The organism is Bacillus sp. FSL K6-6038 (assembly GCF_038050455.1).
GTDB classification, from domain to species: Bacteria; Bacillota; Bacilli; order Bacillales; family Bacillaceae_G; genus Bacillus_A; species Bacillus_A pseudomycoides.
In genome coordinates this window covers 288,799-307,479 of record NZ_JBBOUH010000001.1, presented here as the reverse complement: position 1 = coordinate 307,479, position 18,681 = coordinate 288,799, and the positions used below count along the sequence as shown (strand labels likewise).

Here is an 18,681-nt window from a genome sequence, read left to right as displayed (position 1 = left end):
GGTAAGTTTGCACCTCTTACTTATTCAGCTCTTGTAAGAACCTCTCTTCATTCCAAACCTCAATATTATGTTTCTCTGCTTGTGCTAATTTTGACCCTGCCGCTTCACCAGCAACGACTAAATCAGTACTTTTACTTACACTACCTGCTACTTTTCCACCTAGCTCTTCAATCTTTTTCTTCGCTTCGCTACGCCCCATAACTTCTAGTTTCCCTGTTAGAACGATTGTTTTTCCAGCGAAGTAAGATGCAATATTTTGTAAATCAGCACGTTTTATGCCTTTGTAGGTCATGTTAACACCGTACTCTTTAAATTGTTGTAATAATTCTAACACGTCTTCATTATCAAAGTACGTTACAATTGATTGGGCCATTTTCTCGCCAATTTCATTAATCTCTTTTAACTCTTCTTCTGTTGCTTTCACAAGATGATCCATCGTTTCAAAATGCTCAGCTAACGTGCGAGCCGCTTTTGCACCGACATGACGAATACCAAGTCCAAATAATAGACGCTCCAACGAATTTTCCTTAGAAGTTTCAATTGCTTGTACTAATTTAGATGCTGATTTCTCACCAAAACGCTCTAATTGTAACAATTGCTCTTGCGTTAATGGATACAAATCTGCGAATGTCCGAATATAATCTGCTTCAAAGAGCTGTGTAATAACACGCTCTCCAAGCCCATCAATATTCATTGCATTTCTTGAAACGAAATGAATCAATCCTTCACGAATTTGCGCTGGACATGCTGGATTAATACAACGCAGAGCTACCTCTTCTTCTAAACGAACCAGTTCACTGTCACAAGCCGGACAATGCGTTGGCATATGATACTCTTCTTCTTCACCAGTACGTTTATCGAAAATAACATTAACTACTTCTGGAATAATGTCTCCAGCCTTTTTCACAATAACGTAGTCACCAATTCGAATATCTTTTTCACGAATTAGATCCTCGTTATGTAGGGATGCACGGCGGACAATTGTTCCTGCCACTCGAACTGGCTCTAGTTCTGCCGTCGGTGTCACAACCCCTGTGCGTCCCACGCTCAGTTCAATACCTGTTAATCTCGTTACAACTTCTTCTGCCGGAAACTTATAAGCAATTGCCCAGCGTGGACTCTTTGCTGTTGTTCCTAAACTATCTTGCAAGGCCACATCATCTACTTTAATTACGATTCCATCAATCTCATAATTAAGATTCGGGCGCTTTTCCTGCCATTCTTCTACATAAGCGATTACATCTTCAATTGTTTCACATGTGCGGCGATTTGGATTCGTTTTAAACCCAAGCTCGCCTAAGAAGTTTAATGATTCGCTATGTGATGCAATCGTCTTTTCTTTCACATCAGCAAGGCCGTACACAAACATTGACAAATTACGCTTCGCAGCAATTTTTGGATCAAGCTGGCGAAGTGATCCTGCTGCTGCATTACGTGGATTTGCAAAAACTGCCTCGCCATTTTGTTCTTTCTCATCGTTTAATTTTACAAATGAACGCTTTGGCATATATGCTTCACCGCGCGCTTCTAATGTTACTTCTTCTTTCAAACGAAGAGGGATCGCTTTAATTGTTTTTAAATTTTGCGTAATATCTTCACCAGTTACGCCATCGCCACGTGTTGCGCCTTGAACGAAGCGTCCTTTTTCATAATGAAGGGAAACAGCAAGACCGTCAATTTTTAGTTCACATATATATCTTACATTTGAATCATCAATTCCTTGACGTACTCTGCGATCAAAATCACGTAAATCTCCTTCATTAAAGGCATTTCCTAAACTTAACATCGGCGATTTGTGCGTTACTTTTTCAAATATATCAAGCACTGCTCCCCCAACTCGAACGGTGGGAGAGTCTTCTATTAAAAATTCTGGGTTCTCTGCTTCTAATTTTATAAGCTCCTGCATATCACGGTCGTATTCCGCATCAGAAACAGAAGGATTGTCTAATACGTGATATTGATAGTTGAATGCATTTAACATATCACGAAGTTCTTCTATACGCTGCTTTGCCTCTTCTTTTGACATATCCTTACTCCTTTCTATTGTTTCGTTACAGGTGCAAATTTTGCTAATAAGCGTTTAATGCCAATTGGACTTGGGAATGCAATATCTAATTCTTTTGCATCTCCTTCACCTTTCACACTTACAACTGTACCAACACCCCATTTTTGATGGGACGCTTTATCACCTACAGCCCAGCCAATTTGCTCTCCTCCTGTCGTTTTCACAGTTGGACGCACAAATGCAGAGCGGGAACGTGTTGTCGTTGTTGCCCCAGCCGATCTTCCTTTTGCACTAAATGTCTCACGCTTTGGCGCTGTTTCATTTAATGGTTCTAGCAACTCCGTAGGAATTTCTGAAATAAATCGAGATGCTGCATTCATATTTGTTCTACCGAATAACGTACGCATTTGGGCATTTGATAAATATAACTCTTCTTCCGCACGAGTAATACCTACATAAGCAAGACGGCGTTCCTCTTGCATTTCATCTTCTTCCATAAGAGAGCGAGTATGCGGGAACACTCCTTCTTCTAGTCCAATAATAAAGACAACTGGGAATTCAAGTCCCTTTGCCGAGTGCATCGTCATTAAAATAACTTCTTCACCCGCAGTTGGATCCTCATCCACGCGATCAATATCTGCTACAAGTGCCAAATCTGTTAAGAAAGCAACAAGACTCTTATCTTCACTTTGCGATTCAAATGTCTGTGTAACAGATAAAAACTCATCTAAGTTTTCAAGTCGTCCTTCTGCTTCTAAAGAACGTTCATTCTTTAGCATATCGCGGTAACCCGTTTTCTCAATCACTTCTTCTACTAGTTCCGTAACAGATAAGTATTCTTGCATGTTTACCCAGTTGTGTAATTGACTTGCAAATTCTTTTACTGCTTTTGTGATTTTTGCACTTACTCCGACATGTTCAATTTCATCCATTACAGCCGTTAATGAAATCCCATTTTGTACGCCGTAGTTAATAATTTTATCGATAGACGTGGCACCGATTCCTCGCTTCGGCATGTTAATAATACGTGCGAAGCTAATCTCATCATCTGGATTTGCAATTAAACGTAAGTATGCCAAAATATCTTTAATCTCTTTACGATCATAGAACTTAATGCCGCCGACAATTTTATATGGAATATTAGACTTTAAGAAAATCTCCTCGACCATACGAGACTGAGCGTTCGTACGATACAGAACCGCAAAATCTGTATATTTTCGATTTCCCATTTGAATTTCATCGCGAATTTTTTTTGCAACAAAATATGCTTCATCCTTTTCCGTTGCAGCACGGTAATACGAAATCTTACTTCCAATTTGATTGTCTGTCCATAATTTTTTCGGTTTACGATTTGAATTATTTTCAATTACAGCATTAGCCGCATTTAAAATATTTTGTGATGAACGGTAGTTTTGCTCTAACAAGATAACCTGTGCATTTTCGTAGTCTTTTTCAAATGACAAAATGTTAGAAATGTCCGCCCCACGCCAACGATAAATGGACTGGTCAGAATCACCAACAACACAAAGGTTTTTAAAGCGAGCAGCTAATTTATTTACAAGAATGTATTGGGCTCTATTCGTATCTTGGTACTCATCCACATGAATATATTGGAACTTACGCTGATAGAATTCCAATACTTCTGGAACACGTTCAAATAAATGGATCGTCGTCATAATTAAATCATCAAAATCTAATGAGTTATTTTTCAAAAGACGTTTTTGATATTCTGTATATACATCGCTTGTTAATTTTTCAAATGGATCCGCAATTGAAATTTGCTTTGCATATTTATCAGCAGATAACAATTCATTCTTTGCATTACTAATACCAGATAAAATAGAACGTGGATCGAATTTTTTCGGATCAATATTACGCTCTTTCATAATCTTTTTTACAACCGTAAGTTGATCACTTGCATCTAAAATCGTAAAGTTACGATTAATTCCGATACGATCAATGTCACGTCGTAAAATACGTACGCACATTGAGTGGAACGTAGAAATCCAAATATCTTCCGCTTCCGGGCCAACAAGCTTATCGATACGTTCACGCATTTCACGAGCCGCTTTATTTGTAAAAGTAATTGCTAATACATTCCAAGGTGCTACACCTTTTTCACCAAGTAAGTATGCGATGCGATGTGTTAGCACACGCGTCTTACCACTACCAGCACCTGCCATTAATAGAAGTGGTCCGTTTGTTGTTTGCACTGCCTTTTGTTGCTGAGGATTTAAACCATTTAATAATTTATCAGTTATACTCATATGTGCCTGCACCTACTCTCCTTTTACAGCTTTTACTGTTTGTAAAGCTGCCTTTATATCATCATAAATTACATTTCCTACAACGACTGTATCAGCGTACTGTGCCATTTCTTTTGCTTCTTTCGCACTTGAAATTCCACCGCCGTAATACAACTTTGCTTGTTGTAATTCTGCTTTTACATTTTTAACGAGTTCAATATCTCCGTAAGTACCACTATATTCTAAGTAAAAAATCGGCAACTTCAGAAGCTTGTCTGCCATACGTGCATATGCAATCACATCATCTTCTGTTAAATCACATTTCGCCTCTGTAAGCTGAGCTACTTTTGCTTCTGGATTTAAAACACAATATCCTTCCATGAAAATTTCATCCCAGTTCATAATATCCCCGAATTCTTTCAATGCCTCATGATGAATTCCCGTTATCCATTCCACTTTTGAGCTGTTTAAAACACTTGGAATGTAATAAAAATCAAACCCTGGTGTAAGAGCTTCAAGATCAGAAACCTCTAACACACAAGGAACTGCATATCTACGAATGCTTACTAGCATGTGTAATACATTATCAATTGTTACCCCGTCACTTCCGCCTACAATCACTGCGTCTGTTCCAGATTCACAAATCATTTCTAAATGTTCATCGCTTAATTCCTTATTCGGATCAAGTTTAAATACATGTTTCCACTGTGAAATATCGTACATGAAAACACCCTTTCTTTTGTCTATTCACCTTTATGTGCTGGTTCAAAAAGGAGGATCTAGAGAGCCGAGCTATTCGAGGCGCTGCAGCCAGGAGGACACGGAGTGTAGCTATATACTACATGAGTACCGGACTGGCAAAGCAACGAAGAAATGCGAAGGTTATCTTGACCGGACTTTTTAAACTTCCTTTTATGCATTCTTACATTATAACAAAAAAAGACACCTATACACACGTCCAATCCAACATCTTTTTCACCGTCAAATGTTGGATTACATATCGCGAAACTTACGTGGAATAATAACAACTGAAATAGTGTTTGCTATTTCTAAGCTGATGAAGAAGGAGTGTTTTCTTTGATGAAGCAAAACATCGGCATAATGAATGCTCTAATCCGAATTACACTCGGTTTAGTTGTACTAAGTTGTAGCACAGCTAAACTCACACGTAAACCATGGTGCACTTGGTCAAAGGTTTTGCTGTGGCTTGGTGCAATGAAAATTGCAGAAGGAATCTTGCGTTTCTGTCCTATTACTGAAGCATGTAAATTTGGAAAATATATAAACATGGGTGCCTTAAAAATACCTAGCATGGATTTTAATAAAAAAGGACATGCTAAACAAGAAGAAGTAAGTCACACTTCCAGTCCTGACAAACCAGGATCAAAAGGAAGTTATGATGCTTCTGACAAAGAGATTGAGTCAGCGATTGAAGAAGCAATCCTGGCGAAACCGCTTTGAATCATTTGTCACGATGCAAGATGCTCTCAAAGAGACTTAGCTGCTGCAGTGGGCGGCTAAGTCTTCTTTATTTTATCACAAAACAGAACTAATGTTCTTTTTGTTTTATTTCCCCTAAGAGATTCCACTAAAAAAAGAGCGGATTTTTTCGCTCTTTACTTTCCTTGTGTTTGAATAAATTCTTTCTCTTACTCTGGATTTGTTAATTTGTAGGCTTTACCAGTGTTACCGCCTTGTATTTCCCAAAAAAATTATGCTCCTCAACCGCTTGAGTGAAATCACCTTTCTCCCATCTATCTAAGATTTCAACGTATTGTGGCTTGTATTGCAGAAGATCGCTTTTTTCAACCAGTTCTCGCACCTTTTTTAATGTTCTTCGAATTCATTTCAATAAATCCTCGCCTTTCGGAGGCTAATACTTTTTGATAAGTCATTTTGTGCATTGAATCAATTACAACACCCTCAGAATTTAATAAAGTGAAACTTTAATCAGTGGAGGTTTTCTTCATCCCCCACTGATTATTAGCCCGACCCCCATCTAATCTCTTTGCTTTTACTGGATTCTGAGGTGGAGGTCTTACTGCCCGTTAATGCGGGATAAATAACTGTAGCTATATATTAATTTGAGATGTATCGCGCCGCACACCTAAAAAACTAATTTCCCATTCTTCTAAGAAAGATTTTTTATTATTTTCAGAAAATAAGATTTTCCTCCCTTGCATTCGATGATATAAAAGTGATATCATTTTTATATCAGAAGGAGGCGCTTAGTATGAGAGAAAAACAAGTGTTTTATGTAAATGGTTTTCTAGGTATTATTGGTCTTTTAGCTTTATCCGGTATCGGTGTATTTTGCCTCGTACAAGAAATATTTGTAGTAGCTGTACTTTGTCTAATTTTAGCTGCTATTCTTGCCACCGGTATTGGGATTGTCCAACCAAATCAAGCAAAAGTGATTACGTTTTTTGGGAACTATTTAGGAACAATCCGTCAAAATGGATTATTTTTAACAATTCCATTCGCACTTCGTCAAACTGTTTCTCTTCGCGTTGAAAACTTTAATAGTAAAAAACTAAAGGTAAATGATGTAGATGGGAACCCGATTGAAATTGCAGCTGTTGTCGTTTATAAAGTTGTCGATTCGGCAAAAGCGATTTTTGGGGTTGAACATTATGATGAATTCGTAGAAATTCAAAGCGAAACAGCAATTCGCCACGTTGCAACGAAATATCCGTATGATATTTTTCAAGATGACAATTGCATCACACTACGTGGAAATGCCGAAGAAATCTCTGAGGAACTAAGACGTGAATTAGAAGCGCGCTTAGATATTGCTGGTGTAGAGGTACTAGAAACTCGTTTAACACATTTAGCTTATGCAACAGAAATTGCTCATGCAATGCTTCAGCGTCAACAAGCGAAAGCTGTTTTAGCAGCACGAAAAGAGATTGTCGAAGGTGCTGTAAAAATGGCGAAAGATTCCATTCATATGTTAGATGAAGAAGGCGTACTCGATTTAGATGACGAGCGTAAAGCGAACATGGTTAACAACTTATTGGTTGCCATCGTTTCAGATAAAGGTGCACAGCCAGTGATTAACACAGGAAGTCTATATTAAAGGTTGTAGGTAATTATGGCCAAAAAGAAAAGCTTTCCATTACGTATTGATCCTGAATTACACGCAGTCATCGAAAAATGGGCAAATGATGAATTTCGTAGCGTTAACGCTCACATCGAGTATTTACTTCGAGAAATGGCAAAGCAAAAAGGAAAACTAAAAAAAGAGAAAGAGTCTTAAGTTTATATTCAGTGGTTCTCTTCCCTACACAAAAAAAGCAACTAAATTTAGTTGCTTTTTCTAATTATTAAAAATAAAATCACCAATAAACTTTATGATTTCCATATAACACTGATTATGGAATACAGGCTTTATAACAGATACAACAATAATACGAGAAACAGACTTAAAAAAATAAAAACTTTCCACTTATACGATTATTAAAAAACAACCTAAACATTTAGGATTCTTTCCCTTTTTCGAATGTAAAATTCATTATATTTTTTTATATTCCTATCCTAATAAACACTGACCTCATCTCAATTTTACTGATATTCTCAACAACAACAACAGTATACATTCAGGCCGTTTCTTTATCTCTTTTCTTTATTATAGCTGACTACAATCTCATAATATTCATCAAGGTCAATAGCATAAGCTTTTAATTCTTTTCATACTAGCCTTCCTTAGTTCACATAACGGGCGGTTTCAGTAGCTAGTTTGCCTAATTTAAAAGGAGAATAAGCTCTTTTATTCTCTTTAAGCATAGCATGTAAAAGAATATGAATTTATAAAAAGTAGGTGAAAACATGACATTAGATTCTCAACGTATTATAGGTTTCCCTGGTATGGGTATGGGTGGTTTCCCTGGTATGGGCATGGGTGGTTTCCCCGGTATGGGCATGGGTGGTTTCCCCGGTATGGGCATGGGCGGTTTCCCCGGTATGGGCATGGGTGGTTTCCCCGGTATGGGCATGGGCGGTTTCCCCGGTATGGGCATGGGCGGTTTCCCTGGTATGGGCATGGGCGGTTTCCCTGGTATGGGCATGGGCGGTTTTCCCGGTATGGGCATGGGCGGTTTCCCCGGTATGGGCATGGGCGGTTTCCCTGGTATGGGCATGGGCGGTTTCCCTGGTATGGGTATGCGTGATTTCCCTGAAATGGGTATACCAGTATACTATTGATTTCTAATACTTTATAGCAAAAACAGATGACAATAGGTAAAACCCTCGCTTCAACCCATTAGGATCCTCTTACCTATTGCATCTATTAACTTGTACCAGTTTTTTCATAATGTTTATCAACAAATCAAATATAAAAAGACACTGAATAGTAAGCGTCAAATATTCCCCACCTACAATTTATAAATAACCCATGAGATAATCAAGCACTTCCACTTATTGGCGCTGCGCTTACTTTAGTTATTTCTATTTTTCTATTGTTGATTGGCGAATTAAAATGCAAACAGATTGTAACTCCTTGAAACATTCAACATACAATATAATTTTTCCTATCTTTCTATCTAACTATATATGATGACAATCCAACCATACAAAAATGCACCCGCTAACTGCGGATGCGTAATATGAATAGAAATGAGATTCATATATTCTATTGTCTTAAAAATCAATTTAGAGGCTGTTTCACAAATCATCTCGGCTAAAGTCACACTCTTTTAACGGGACAACCTTCGTCTTTTTAATAAACTTATAACCTAACCAAATAATAATAAACACCGGTACACTAATATACGATACAAGCATTCCATACCAGTTAATCGCCTCTCCAGAAACCACTTCACTTCCTTGTCCAATAATAACAATGATACATAATACTAACGTAAACAACGGACCAAAGGGATACCATTTCGCCTTAAATGTTAGTTCATTTAAGCTTCTCCCTTGTGCCACGTATGCTTTACGAAATCTATAATGACAGATTGCGATTCCAATCCATGTTAAAAACCCCGTTAACCCCGTCATATTAAGCAGCCATATATAAACAACGCCATCGCCAATGAATGATGATAAAAAGACAAGTAATCCAAAAATAATATTGGCATACAAAGCATAGGTAGGGACCCCTCTTCTATTTACCTTACGCAAAATTTTAGGCGCTTTTCCTTCTTGTGCAAGAGCCCAAAGCATGCGAGTAGAAGCATACATAGAAGAATTGCAAGCTGAAAGCACAGAGGTTAAAATGACAGCATTCATTAATGATGCCGCAAATGCAAGTCCAGCTTTTTGAAAAACTAAAGTAAATGGGCTAATAGAAATATGATCCACATCCGATTTAAGAAGACTCGGGTCTGTATATGGAATAATAATCCCTATTACGGCTATAGCCAACACATAAAAATTAACACCCTCCAAAAAACACTACGAATTGCCCGAGGAACATTCCGCTCTGGATCCTCACTTTCACCAGAAGCAATACCAACCATTTCTGTACCTTGGAAGGAGAAACCTGCAATCATAAAAACACCAACTATAGCCAAAAATCCTCCTTTGAAAGGAGCCTCACCTATCGTAAGATTATGAAACCCTACTGCCGGGCTAAAGAATATACCAAGTATCATGAAAATACCGATCACTAAAAATAGAATAATTGTAACGACCTTAATACTAGTAAACCAAAACTCTGATTCATTCTATGCAAAATCAAGTGATTCGTTTCAAAATATACAATGTCCCCTCTTTATAATTTCGAACATTCAATCTATTTAATCCGTAATAATAGAATTACAATGTTATAGAACGAAAGACAATCAAAAACAATTCTGATTGCCCTCCCATTTCCTTCAAATCAATTCTAGTAACTGCACCTTCTTCTGATATGCTCTCCATGTAATACACCATTTTTTCGGATTATCGAGAAAATCCTGTTCATCTAATTTGTGAATCGTACTATTTTGCGGAGCGTTTTGAATGACTTTGGGATTTTCATAGGCTTCCTTAGAAATTTGTTCAAGGGCTGCTATATACTCATCTAAGTCAGTCTTAGAATAGCTCTCAGTCGGTTCAAGCGTGAACGGCTGGGGTACGATATATGGATGGTGACTCGTCCAGTAGTGTAAACCGAAATCTGTCATTCTTCTTTGAACATCTTCTGTCGTAATACCCGTTGCATTTTTCATCTCTTCCCAGCTATAGCGAACTTGCTCAAGGCGCTGTCCTTTTACATATGGAGCACTTGCACCACGAATCTTTTGTACTTTGTGATACATATAATTGTTATTTAATACAGCTGTTTTCGCCACTTCTTTTAATCCTCCTGGACCAAGGGCACGAATCCATGCATAAGACCTGAGAATTGTTTGTGCTACCCCATGAAAAGCGCGCACTTTTCCAATGGAATGTTTCAGGTCATTGTTTAAATAATATTTTCCTTCATCGCATTCCACAATTGGTCCAGGTAAATATTCTTTTAGCTCTTTGCTCACTCCAAGTGCACCTGTTGCTGGTCCGCCACACATATGCGGAGCTGCAAATGTTTTGTGAAGATTAAAGAAACACATATCAAATCCTGCTTCTTTCGCCCGAGTAACCCCAAGAAGGCCATTTGCATTTGCTTGATCGTAGTAACAAATCCCGCCCGCTTCATGAACAACCCTCGTAAACTCTTTAATCTTCGAATTAAAAATCCCTGTATCTTCAGGATTCGCTACAACAAATCCTGCTGTTCCTTCTGAAACAACAGCTTTTAACTTTTCTAGATCAGGAAATCCATCTTTATCGGGATGAAGCGTAATGATTTTAAAGCCTTTAACAGCTGCTGTAGCCGCTTGTGAAGGATGAGAAAAAATGGTTGTAATAATTTCGTTCCGTTTTTCTCCTTCTCCGCGAGATTCATGATATTTTCTTACAATGGAAGCCATAGCAAATAATGCTTGCGTACCACCACTTGGCTGAAATGAAAAATGATCCATACCAGATATTTCTCTCATACAAAGATCCAATTTATATATAATCTCTAGCATTCCTTGGACCGTACTTTCATCTTGAAGAGGATGCAGTTCCATTATTTTAGGATTTCGTACTAATAATTCATTAATTTTTGGGATATATTTCATCGTACAAGTCCCTTGCCCAATTTCAACGTTAAAATCGGATCCTAACGTCTCTTGTGAAAGTCTCACATAATGCCTTAACACACGCGCCTGACCGATTTCTGGAAGTCTCGCTCTTTCTTTTCTATACATAGAATGAGGAATCTTTGAAACTCCATCTCCAACTTCCTGCACAATCGTTTGATCCGCTGTCGGAACTTCTACTCCTCTTTCTCCTCGCTGATGAAGTTCAAAAATAATTGGTTCATTCCATTTTGCTTGATGAAAGTCACGAACTTTACTATCCCTTTTAATTTTCTTCATGAGTTCATTCTCCTTTCTGTTCATTTATTTTAATTCGTCACAATTTCTTGAAGGGCGGCAATTAACTGATCCAAATCTTCCTTCGTATGGACTTCTGTAACGCAATATAAAGCGCATTGACCAAATATAGGAAACTCTTTCGAAATATCCTTTCCTCCAAATATCTGTTTTTCTAGTAATTTCTTATTTATGGTTTCGACTGATAAACCCGTCTCATTAAAATCGACAAGAAACTCTTTAAAAAATGGAGAACTTAATCTTGAACCTCTCACCCCAGGGATTTTGTTCAATTGTTTTACTGCATATTGACTATTTTGCATAATAGTTTGACCTAATTCATACATGCCATTCGGTCCAAGTAACGATAAATAAACCCCAGCTGTAATTCCCCATAACGCAGTTTGTGTACCAACTGATTCTTTTCCTTTTTCACGAAGGGCAAAAGATGTCCGATCATAAGCCACATCGCCAAAGCCATACTCCCCTTCTTTTACTGTTGGCACAATTCCAAATAGACGTGAAGGATATTCATTAATAAACTTTTCTTCATCCCTTGTAGCAATAAATCCCGCTTGTCCTCCACTATAGTTCATGTGCATACCAAGTGGCTGCAAATCACCACAAACAATATCCGCTTGATAGTGACTTGGCGGCGCCAACACTCCAAGTGAAATTGGATCAACACCAACTACTACTAGTGCATCATTCTGCTTCGCAATTTCCGCAATTTCCATACCTTGTGATTCAATAAACCCTAAATAGGAAGGATTTTCAAAATAAATGGCTGCCACATTAGAAGAAATCTTATTCTTTAAATCTTCTAAATCTAGAAGACCATTCTCAGCATCATAACTAACAAAAACAAATTCAAGATCTGGGGAGCCATAATTTTGAATAATTTTCATTCTTTCAGGTGATACGGTTTGCGCTACTAATACCTCTGTTCTTTTTGTAATACGAGCAGCCATTCGAATCGCTGTAGCTGCTGCTTGCCCCCAATCAAACGTCGGTACATTTACAACATCCATATCAACAAGTTCAGCTACTAGACTTTGATATTCAAATAACGCTTGGAATCTACCATGATCCTCGTAAGGTTCACCGGCATATGCCGTCAGGAATTCCGATCTTTGATTCACTTCATCGCAAACTGCTGGTACAAAATGCTGCCAGCAACCTGCTCCTAGAAAATTTAGGTATTCACTTGTACTCGTGTTCTTACACAATATCCCTTCAATGTGGCGACGCAACTCGTATTCTGTAAGCGCCTTTGGTATGTTCATTTCCTCTTTCAACTTTAGTTCATCCGGTATACAAGCGTATAATTCCATCACTGATTCAGCGCCTATTTCTTTTAACATCTCTTCCTTTACTTCAGGTACCATATTTGGAATGTAAGGATGTACCTTTTTCGTCATCTTAATACCCCCTTATTAAAATTCTTTCAATTATGCTAAACCTCCACCATCAACAACAAGTTCCGTTCCTGTCACCCAAGATGACAAATCGCTAGCTAAAAATAAAACACCTTTTGCGATATCACGAGGCGTACCAATTCTTGATAGAGGTCGATCTGTTGCTGACTCTTTCAAAAATGTTCCCTCTTCCACATTTAATTGCTTCGCCTCGTCACGTAGTAACTGTGTATCTGTATCACCAGGACATATACAATTCACTCGAATATTTTGCGGACCATGATCAATTGCCATCGCCTTCGTTAAGTTCACAACACCGGCCTTTGCAGCACAATAAGCAGCTGCTTTATCGCCTCCTTTTAGCCCCCATCCGGAACCTGTATTGATAATACTCCCACCTTGCTTTTCAGCCATAATTGGAATGATATATTTAGATAATAGGTATACACCTTTTAATGAAACATTAATAACTGAATCCCACTCCCTTTCCTCTAATTCAACAACTGTTTTTCTTCTAATAATTCCCGCATTGTTAAACAACACATCTACACTTCCATATACCTGCCTAATATGTTCGCTAACATTCTTACAATCTAATTCACTTGTTACATCGCACTTCAAAAACTCTGCTCGCTGTCCCTCATCTCGTAAACTCTGTGCAGCTTGCATACCCTTTTCTTCATCAATATCTAAAAGAATAACGGCAGCCCCTACTTCAGCAAAAATTGTTGCAGTCGCATACCCAATTCCTGATGCCGCCCCAGTTACAACCGCCACTTTATCCTTTAATTGAAAATAATCTCTTTCCATAAAAAAGCCTCCTTTATTTACATCTACTTTTTATTAAGCAAAAATCATGCCAATGTTATTGCATAGAAAATCCTTATCATAGCAAGCAATCTTAATACGATTGTTTGACATTTTTGACAAACGTTTGACACTTTTTCATTTTTCTGAATTATCATACAATGGTTATATAATAGAAAGGAGGTTCTAAATTGTCTACAATCACAGCAATCACAAAAATTATTCATACCTTTTCCGAACTCTTACAAATAGAAATCGCCTATTTCAACCATGAAGGGCTATTAGTTTCTTCAACGGAAGAATATAAAAAGAAGAAAGGAGAACGTGTCTACCTCCCATTTTTCCAAAAACTATACGAGCATCCCATTACCTTTGTACATAAGCCAGGACATATGAATATGTGTCATGGTTGTCACTTTCAAAAGAGCTGTCCATCAACTGCAGAAATTATACAAAACATGATTCAAAATGAACGCCACTACGGTTATCTTTCATTCGTTAGTTTTTCAAAAAATAAACAACAGAAGTTAATCGACCAGCAAAAAGAATTTATCTATTGGATGGAAAAATTAAAAGGGATTATTACTGCTATCATTCATGAAACCAATTATTCCACTCCCACAATGGGCACGAAATTAAAACAAACTGAATATATCCTTGGGAACAGCCATACATTGCAAAACATAAAAGAAATCTTAAAAAATATGAAAAGTAGTACTTCCTCTATTGTTATTACTGGAGAAACAGGGACGGGAAAAAGCTTAATGGCAAAACTTATTCATGAACAGAGCATGTTCCAAAGAGGAGATTTCATTGAAATAAATTGTGCTAGTATTCCTGAATCTTTATTCGAAAGTGAACTCTTTGGCTATGAGGAAGGTGCATTTACGGGAGCAAGGAAAAAAGGAAAACCAGGTTACTTTGAAATGGCTGATCGAGGAACACTATTTTTAGATGAAATTGCCGATCTCCCTCTCCATTTACAACCAAAACTATTGAAAGTACTGCAAGATGGTGTTGTACAAAGAATTGGTGGAACACTTCCTAAAAAAGTGAATATCCGGATTATCGCTGCATCTAATCAATCATTAGAAAAATTGATGGAATCTAAACAATTCCGTTCCGATCTTTACTACAGACTAAATGTTATTCCTATCCATTTACCACCATTAAGAGAAAGAAAAGAAGACTTAAAAAAACTAGTTCCCTTCTTAATTGAAAAATTACAAACAAGAACAGGAAAATTTATTCAAACTTATACAGATGATTTTTTAGAAAAGTTAAAGCAATATCACTGGCCTGGGAACATTCGTGAACTAGAGAACATTTTAGAATACAGTATGAATATGGAAAAGAGTAGCCAATTAACCCAATTATCCTTACCGGGATTCCTACAACATAATATAACTCAACCACAGTCACCTTCAAAAGAATGCAGTACATTAAAAGAGGCCGAAAAAGAGAGTATTATTAAAAAGCTTCATTATTATGGATATGATTATGAAGGAAAAAAACAGGCTGCTGCTGATTTAGGAATTAGTGTTCGAACATTATACAGGAAGATGGAGAAGCTTGGGATTTCAGGATCAACTAGATAATATACTACTTTAATTATTAGGACTTGCTTTCTGCATACAAAATAAAGCAAACCACTTTTTATGTTTTGAACGAAAGTAAATACTAAACAAAAAAAGAAGCTAACATAAAACATGTTAGCTTCTAGCAATCTACCTTTGCAATTGCGCGGTATCCTATATCATTTCGATAAAATAACCCATCACTCTTAATTTTCGCGATTTCTTTATATACTTTATCTTTCGCCTCTTGTAAGTCTTTTGCTTTACAAGCAACAAATAGTACACGACCACCGTTTGTTACGAAATCTCCACGCTTCATAGCTGTACCTGCATGAAAAACAATTGCATCTTCTAATGTATCTAATCCGCGAATAATAGCGCCTTTTTCATATACTTCCGGATATCCTTTTGAAGCAAGTACTACACCAATAACCGCTTCTTCGGACCATTTAAGCACTAATTTTTCTCCATCTAACACGCTATTACATACATCAACTAAATCATTGTCTAAACGAGGCAGTACAACCTCTGTTTCCGGATCTCCAAAACGAGCATTAAACTCAATTACTTTTGGGCCTTCGTTTGTTAAAATAAGACCTGCATATAAAATACCTGTAAATGAACGACCTTCTTTGATCATCGCCTGAGCGGTTGGATGTAAAACCGTTTCAATCGCTACTTCAACCGCTGATTCTGGAATTTGTGGTACTGGAGAATATGCACCCATTCCTCCTGTATTCGGTCCTTTATCACCATCAAAAGCGCGTTTATGATCTTGTGCAATTACCATTGGATAAACAGTTGTTCCATTTACGAATGCCATTAAAGAGAATTCCTGTCCATCTAAAAACTCTTCAATAACAACCTTTTTACTTGCTTCACCAAATTTCACATCTTGCAGCATTTCTTTTACAGCTTGTAATGCCTCTTCTAACGTCATTGCCACTGTTACACCTTTACCAGCTGCTAAACCGTCCGCTTTAATAACAATTGGTGCACCAATTTTTCGAATATACGCTACTGCTTCCTCATAGTTCGTGAACGTTTCATATGCTGCTGTTGGAATATCGTACTTTTTCATCAATTCTTTTGTAAAAGCTTTACTGCCCTCAATCACAGCCGCTGCTTTATTCGGACCAAAAACACGAAGTCCTTCTGCCTCAAAACGATCGACAATCCCATTCATAAGCGGAATTTCGGGACCGACGAATGTTAAACCTATATTGTTCTCTTTCGCAAACAGAACAAGTGCATCAAAATCATTTTCATCAATAGCAACTGGCGTTGCCACGTCTCTCATACCTTCATTTCCTGGTGCTACATATACCTTTTCCACTTGCTCAGACTGTGCAAACTTCCAAGCTAAAGCATGCTCACGTCCACCGCGGCCAATTACTAAAACATTCATATGTCATCCTCCAATATTCAAATAAGTACAAACCAGGAGCAATGCCCCTAGTTTGTTTCTATTCGTTCATGCTCAAAAAGAAGGTTATCTTGGCCGGACTTTTTGAACTTCTTCTAACAATATAAGTTTAAAAAGGAGGATCAAGAGAACCGATCAGTTCGAGGCGCAGCTGCCAGGAGGACACGGAGTGTAGCTTATACTACATGAGTACCGGACTGGCAATGCAACGAAGAAATGCGAAGGTTATCTTGACCGGACTTTTTAAACTTCCCCTATTAATGTTTGAAATGACGTACGCCAGTGAACACCATAGTAATGCCAAACTCATCAGCTTTTTTAATAGAATCTTCATCACGAATCGATCCGCCTGGTTGAATGATTGCTGTAATCCCTGCTTTAGCAGCCTCTTCTACTGTATCTGGCATTGGGAAAAATGCATCAGATGCAAGCGCACTACCTTGTGCTTTATCAGCAGCTTGTGTAATAGCAATTTTCGCTGAGCCAACGCGGTTCATTTGTCCAGCTCCAACTCCAATTGTCATATTATCTTTTGCTAAAACAATTGCATTTGATTTTACGTGTTTGACAACTTTCCAAGCTAGTTTTAAATCGGCCCATTCTTGCTCTGTTGGTTCACGTTTTGTTGGAACTGTAATTGCATCTTCATCTAGCGCTAGCGTATCTTCTTCTTGAACAAGAAGGCCACCTTGTACAGAAGTTAATTTTTTACTTGCATTTACTGCTTTTTCAATATTTACAGTTAAAAGACGTAAGTTTTTCTTACTTTGCAACACTTCTAATGCTTCCTCTGAGAAGGAAGGTGCAATAATAATTTCTAAGAAAATTTCATGTAATTTTTCTGCTGTAGCTTTATCAATTTCACGATTCGCTGCAATAATGCCGCCAAAGATTGATACTGGATCTGCTTCGTAAGCACGTGTATATGCTTCATGAATATCAGTACCAACACCAACTCCGCATGGATTCATATGTTTTACTGCTACCACTGCTGGTTCTGTAAATTCTTTCACGATGCTAAGCGCTGCATCTGCGTCATTGATATTGTTGTAAGATAGCTCTTTTCCATGTAACTGCTCTGCATATGCAACAGAAGAAGTTGCTGCAAATGGTGCTTTATAGAATGTTGCTTTTTGATGTGGGTTTTCTCCGTAACGTAAATCTTGGTTTTTCTCGAATGTTACTGTTAATGTTTCTGGACTTTCTTCTCCCATTTGTTCAGTTAAATAGTTTGAAATTAATGCATCATATGCCGCTGTATGGCGGAATACTTTTGCTGCTAATTTACGTTTTGTTTCGTCTGTAACTTCACCGTTTTCTTTTAACTCAGCTAGTACAACATCATAATCTGTTGGATCAACGATTACTGATACAAATTTATGATTTTTCGCAGCTGAACGAATCATTGTTGGACCACCGATATCAATATTTTCAATTGCATCAGCAAATGTCACATCAGGTTTAGCAACTGTTTCTTTAAATGGGTATAAGTTTACAACAACAAAGTCGATTGGCTGAATGCCTAATTCATTCATCTGCGCCACATGCGTTTCATTATCACGTACTGCAAGTAAACCACCATGGATGTTTGGATGTAATGTTTTTACACGTCCGTCCATAATTTCTGGGAAACCTGTTACTTCAGAAATCCCGATGACTTGTAAGCCGTTTTCTTCTAATAATCTTTTCGTTCCGCCTGTTGAAATAACTTCAATCCCTTGTTCAAGTAATCCTTTAACAAATTCTACAACGCCTGTTTTATTCGAAACACTTACTAATGCACGCTTTTTCATTTATCCTTCACCCCTAGTTGA

General features: G+C 37.7%; 15 protein-coding genes and 1 pseudogene. 5 read left to right on the top strand and 11 right to left on the bottom strand.

Features of this window, described 5'->3' with window-relative positions; translation table 11 throughout:
- Positions 1–16 precede the first annotated feature (16 nt).
- Genes ligA through NSQ40_RS01685 form a run of 3 tightly spaced genes read right to left on the bottom strand, consistent with a single transcriptional unit; the run spans position 17 to position 4,974 of the window.
- Positions 17–2,026 (bottom strand): NAD-dependent DNA ligase LigA, encoded by a 2,010-nt coding sequence (gene ligA, locus NSQ40_RS01695; protein ID WP_003194631.1) that lies wholly within the window; start codon positions 2,024–2,026, stop codon positions 17–19.
- Positions 2,027–2,040: 14 nt separating this feature from the next.
- Positions 2,041–4,272 (bottom strand): DNA helicase PcrA, encoded by a 2,232-nt coding sequence (gene pcrA / locus NSQ40_RS01690; RefSeq protein ID WP_029427567.1) that lies wholly within the window; start codon positions 4,270–4,272, stop codon positions 2,041–2,043.
- Between the two features lie 12 nt (positions 4,273–4,284).
- Positions 4,285–4,974 (bottom strand): heptaprenylglyceryl phosphate synthase, encoded by a 690-nt coding sequence (locus NSQ40_RS01685; protein ID WP_003194625.1) that lies wholly within the window; start codon positions 4,972–4,974, stop codon positions 4,285–4,287.
- Between the two features lie 357 nt (positions 4,975–5,331).
- On the opposite strand from NSQ40_RS01685, the gene NSQ40_RS01680 reads away from it, so the two are divergent.
- Complete coding sequence (locus tag NSQ40_RS01680; RefSeq protein ID WP_018766479.1) at positions 5,332–5,712, top strand: YgaP family membrane protein; 381 nt, start codon at positions 5,332–5,334, stop codon at positions 5,710–5,712.
- A 202-nt stretch (positions 5,713–5,914) separates the two neighbouring features.
- Here NSQ40_RS01680 and NSQ40_RS01675 read toward each other — a convergent pair whose 3' ends face one another.
- Entirely contained in the window at positions 5,915–6,073 is a 159-nt protein-coding gene (locus NSQ40_RS01675) for a DUF6241 domain-containing protein (RefSeq protein ID WP_231398951.1), read from the bottom strand.
- 411 nt (positions 6,074–6,484) lie between these two features.
- Here NSQ40_RS01675 and NSQ40_RS01670 point away from each other — a divergent pair, with 411 nt between their 5' ends.
- The 3 genes from NSQ40_RS01670 (at position 6,485) to NSQ40_RS01660 (ending at position 8,454) form a co-directional block, all read left to right on the top strand.
- Positions 6,485–7,330, top strand: a complete 846-nt coding sequence (locus tag NSQ40_RS01670) for an SPFH domain-containing protein (RefSeq protein ID WP_003194622.1) — start codon at positions 6,485–6,487, stop codon at positions 7,328–7,330.
- Positions 7,331–7,345: 15 nt separating this feature from the next.
- The gene (locus NSQ40_RS01665; protein ID WP_003194620.1) at positions 7,346–7,510 is read left to right on the top strand and encodes a toxin-antitoxin system HicB family antitoxin; all 165 of its coding nucleotides are present in this window, start codon (positions 7,346–7,348) and stop codon (positions 7,508–7,510) included.
- 569 nt (positions 7,511–8,079) lie between these two features.
- Positions 8,080–8,454 carry a hypothetical protein gene (locus tag NSQ40_RS01660; RefSeq protein ID WP_309440340.1) on the top strand — a complete coding sequence of 125 codons (375 nt, stop codon included), beginning with the start codon at positions 8,080–8,082 and terminating at the stop codon, positions 8,452–8,454.
- Between the two features lie 338 nt (positions 8,455–8,792).
- Here the strand turns inward: NSQ40_RS01660 and NSQ40_RS01655 are convergent, their stop codons facing one another.
- From NSQ40_RS01655 to NSQ40_RS01635, 5 genes and pseudogenes are all read right to left on the bottom strand, one after another.
- Positions 8,793–8,924 carry a hypothetical protein gene (locus NSQ40_RS01655; protein WP_341286051.1) on the bottom strand — a complete coding sequence of 44 codons (132 nt, stop codon included), beginning with the start codon at positions 8,922–8,924 and terminating at the stop codon, positions 8,793–8,795.
- Positions 8,914–9,917: pseudogene (locus tag NSQ40_RS01650) on the bottom strand (amino acid permease); the annotation flags it as partial. The pseudogene NSQ40_RS01650 and the gene NSQ40_RS01655, both read right to left, overlap by 11 nt.
- A gap of 153 nt (positions 9,918–10,070) precedes the next feature.
- Positions 10,071–11,642 (bottom strand): aminomethyl-transferring glycine dehydrogenase subunit GcvPB, encoded by a 1,572-nt coding sequence (gene gcvPB / locus NSQ40_RS01645; protein ID WP_080548421.1) that lies wholly within the window; start codon positions 11,640–11,642, stop codon positions 10,071–10,073.
- A gap of 29 nt (positions 11,643–11,671) precedes the next feature.
- Complete coding sequence (gcvPA, locus tag NSQ40_RS01640; protein WP_003194607.1) at positions 11,672–13,060, bottom strand: aminomethyl-transferring glycine dehydrogenase subunit GcvPA; 1,389 nt, start codon at positions 13,058–13,060, stop codon at positions 11,672–11,674.
- A gap of 30 nt (positions 13,061–13,090) precedes the next feature.
- The gene (locus NSQ40_RS01635) at positions 13,091–13,867 is read right to left on the bottom strand and encodes an SDR family NAD(P)-dependent oxidoreductase (RefSeq protein WP_003194606.1); all 777 of its coding nucleotides are present in this window, start codon (positions 13,865–13,867) and stop codon (positions 13,091–13,093) included.
- Between the two features lie 188 nt (positions 13,868–14,055).
- Between NSQ40_RS01635 and NSQ40_RS01630 the strand changes: the two genes are divergently transcribed.
- Positions 14,056–15,462: a sigma-54 interaction domain-containing protein gene (locus tag NSQ40_RS01630; RefSeq protein WP_003194604.1), complete on the top strand. Its 1,407-nt coding sequence runs from the start codon at positions 14,056–14,058 to the stop codon at positions 15,460–15,462.
- Positions 15,463–15,583: 121 nt separating this feature from the next.
- Here NSQ40_RS01630 and purD read toward each other — a convergent pair whose 3' ends face one another.
- Positions 15,584–16,849 carry a phosphoribosylamine--glycine ligase gene (gene purD, locus NSQ40_RS01625; RefSeq protein WP_003194602.1) on the bottom strand — a complete coding sequence of 422 codons (1,266 nt, stop codon included), beginning with the start codon at positions 16,847–16,849 and terminating at the stop codon, positions 15,584–15,586.
- A gap of 275 nt (positions 16,850–17,124) precedes the next feature.
- Positions 17,125–18,660: a bifunctional phosphoribosylaminoimidazolecarboxamide formyltransferase/IMP cyclohydrolase gene (gene purH / locus NSQ40_RS01620; protein WP_003194601.1), complete on the bottom strand. Its 1,536-nt coding sequence runs from the start codon at positions 18,658–18,660 to the stop codon at positions 17,125–17,127.
- Between the last annotated feature and the right edge of the window lie 21 nt (positions 18,661–18,681).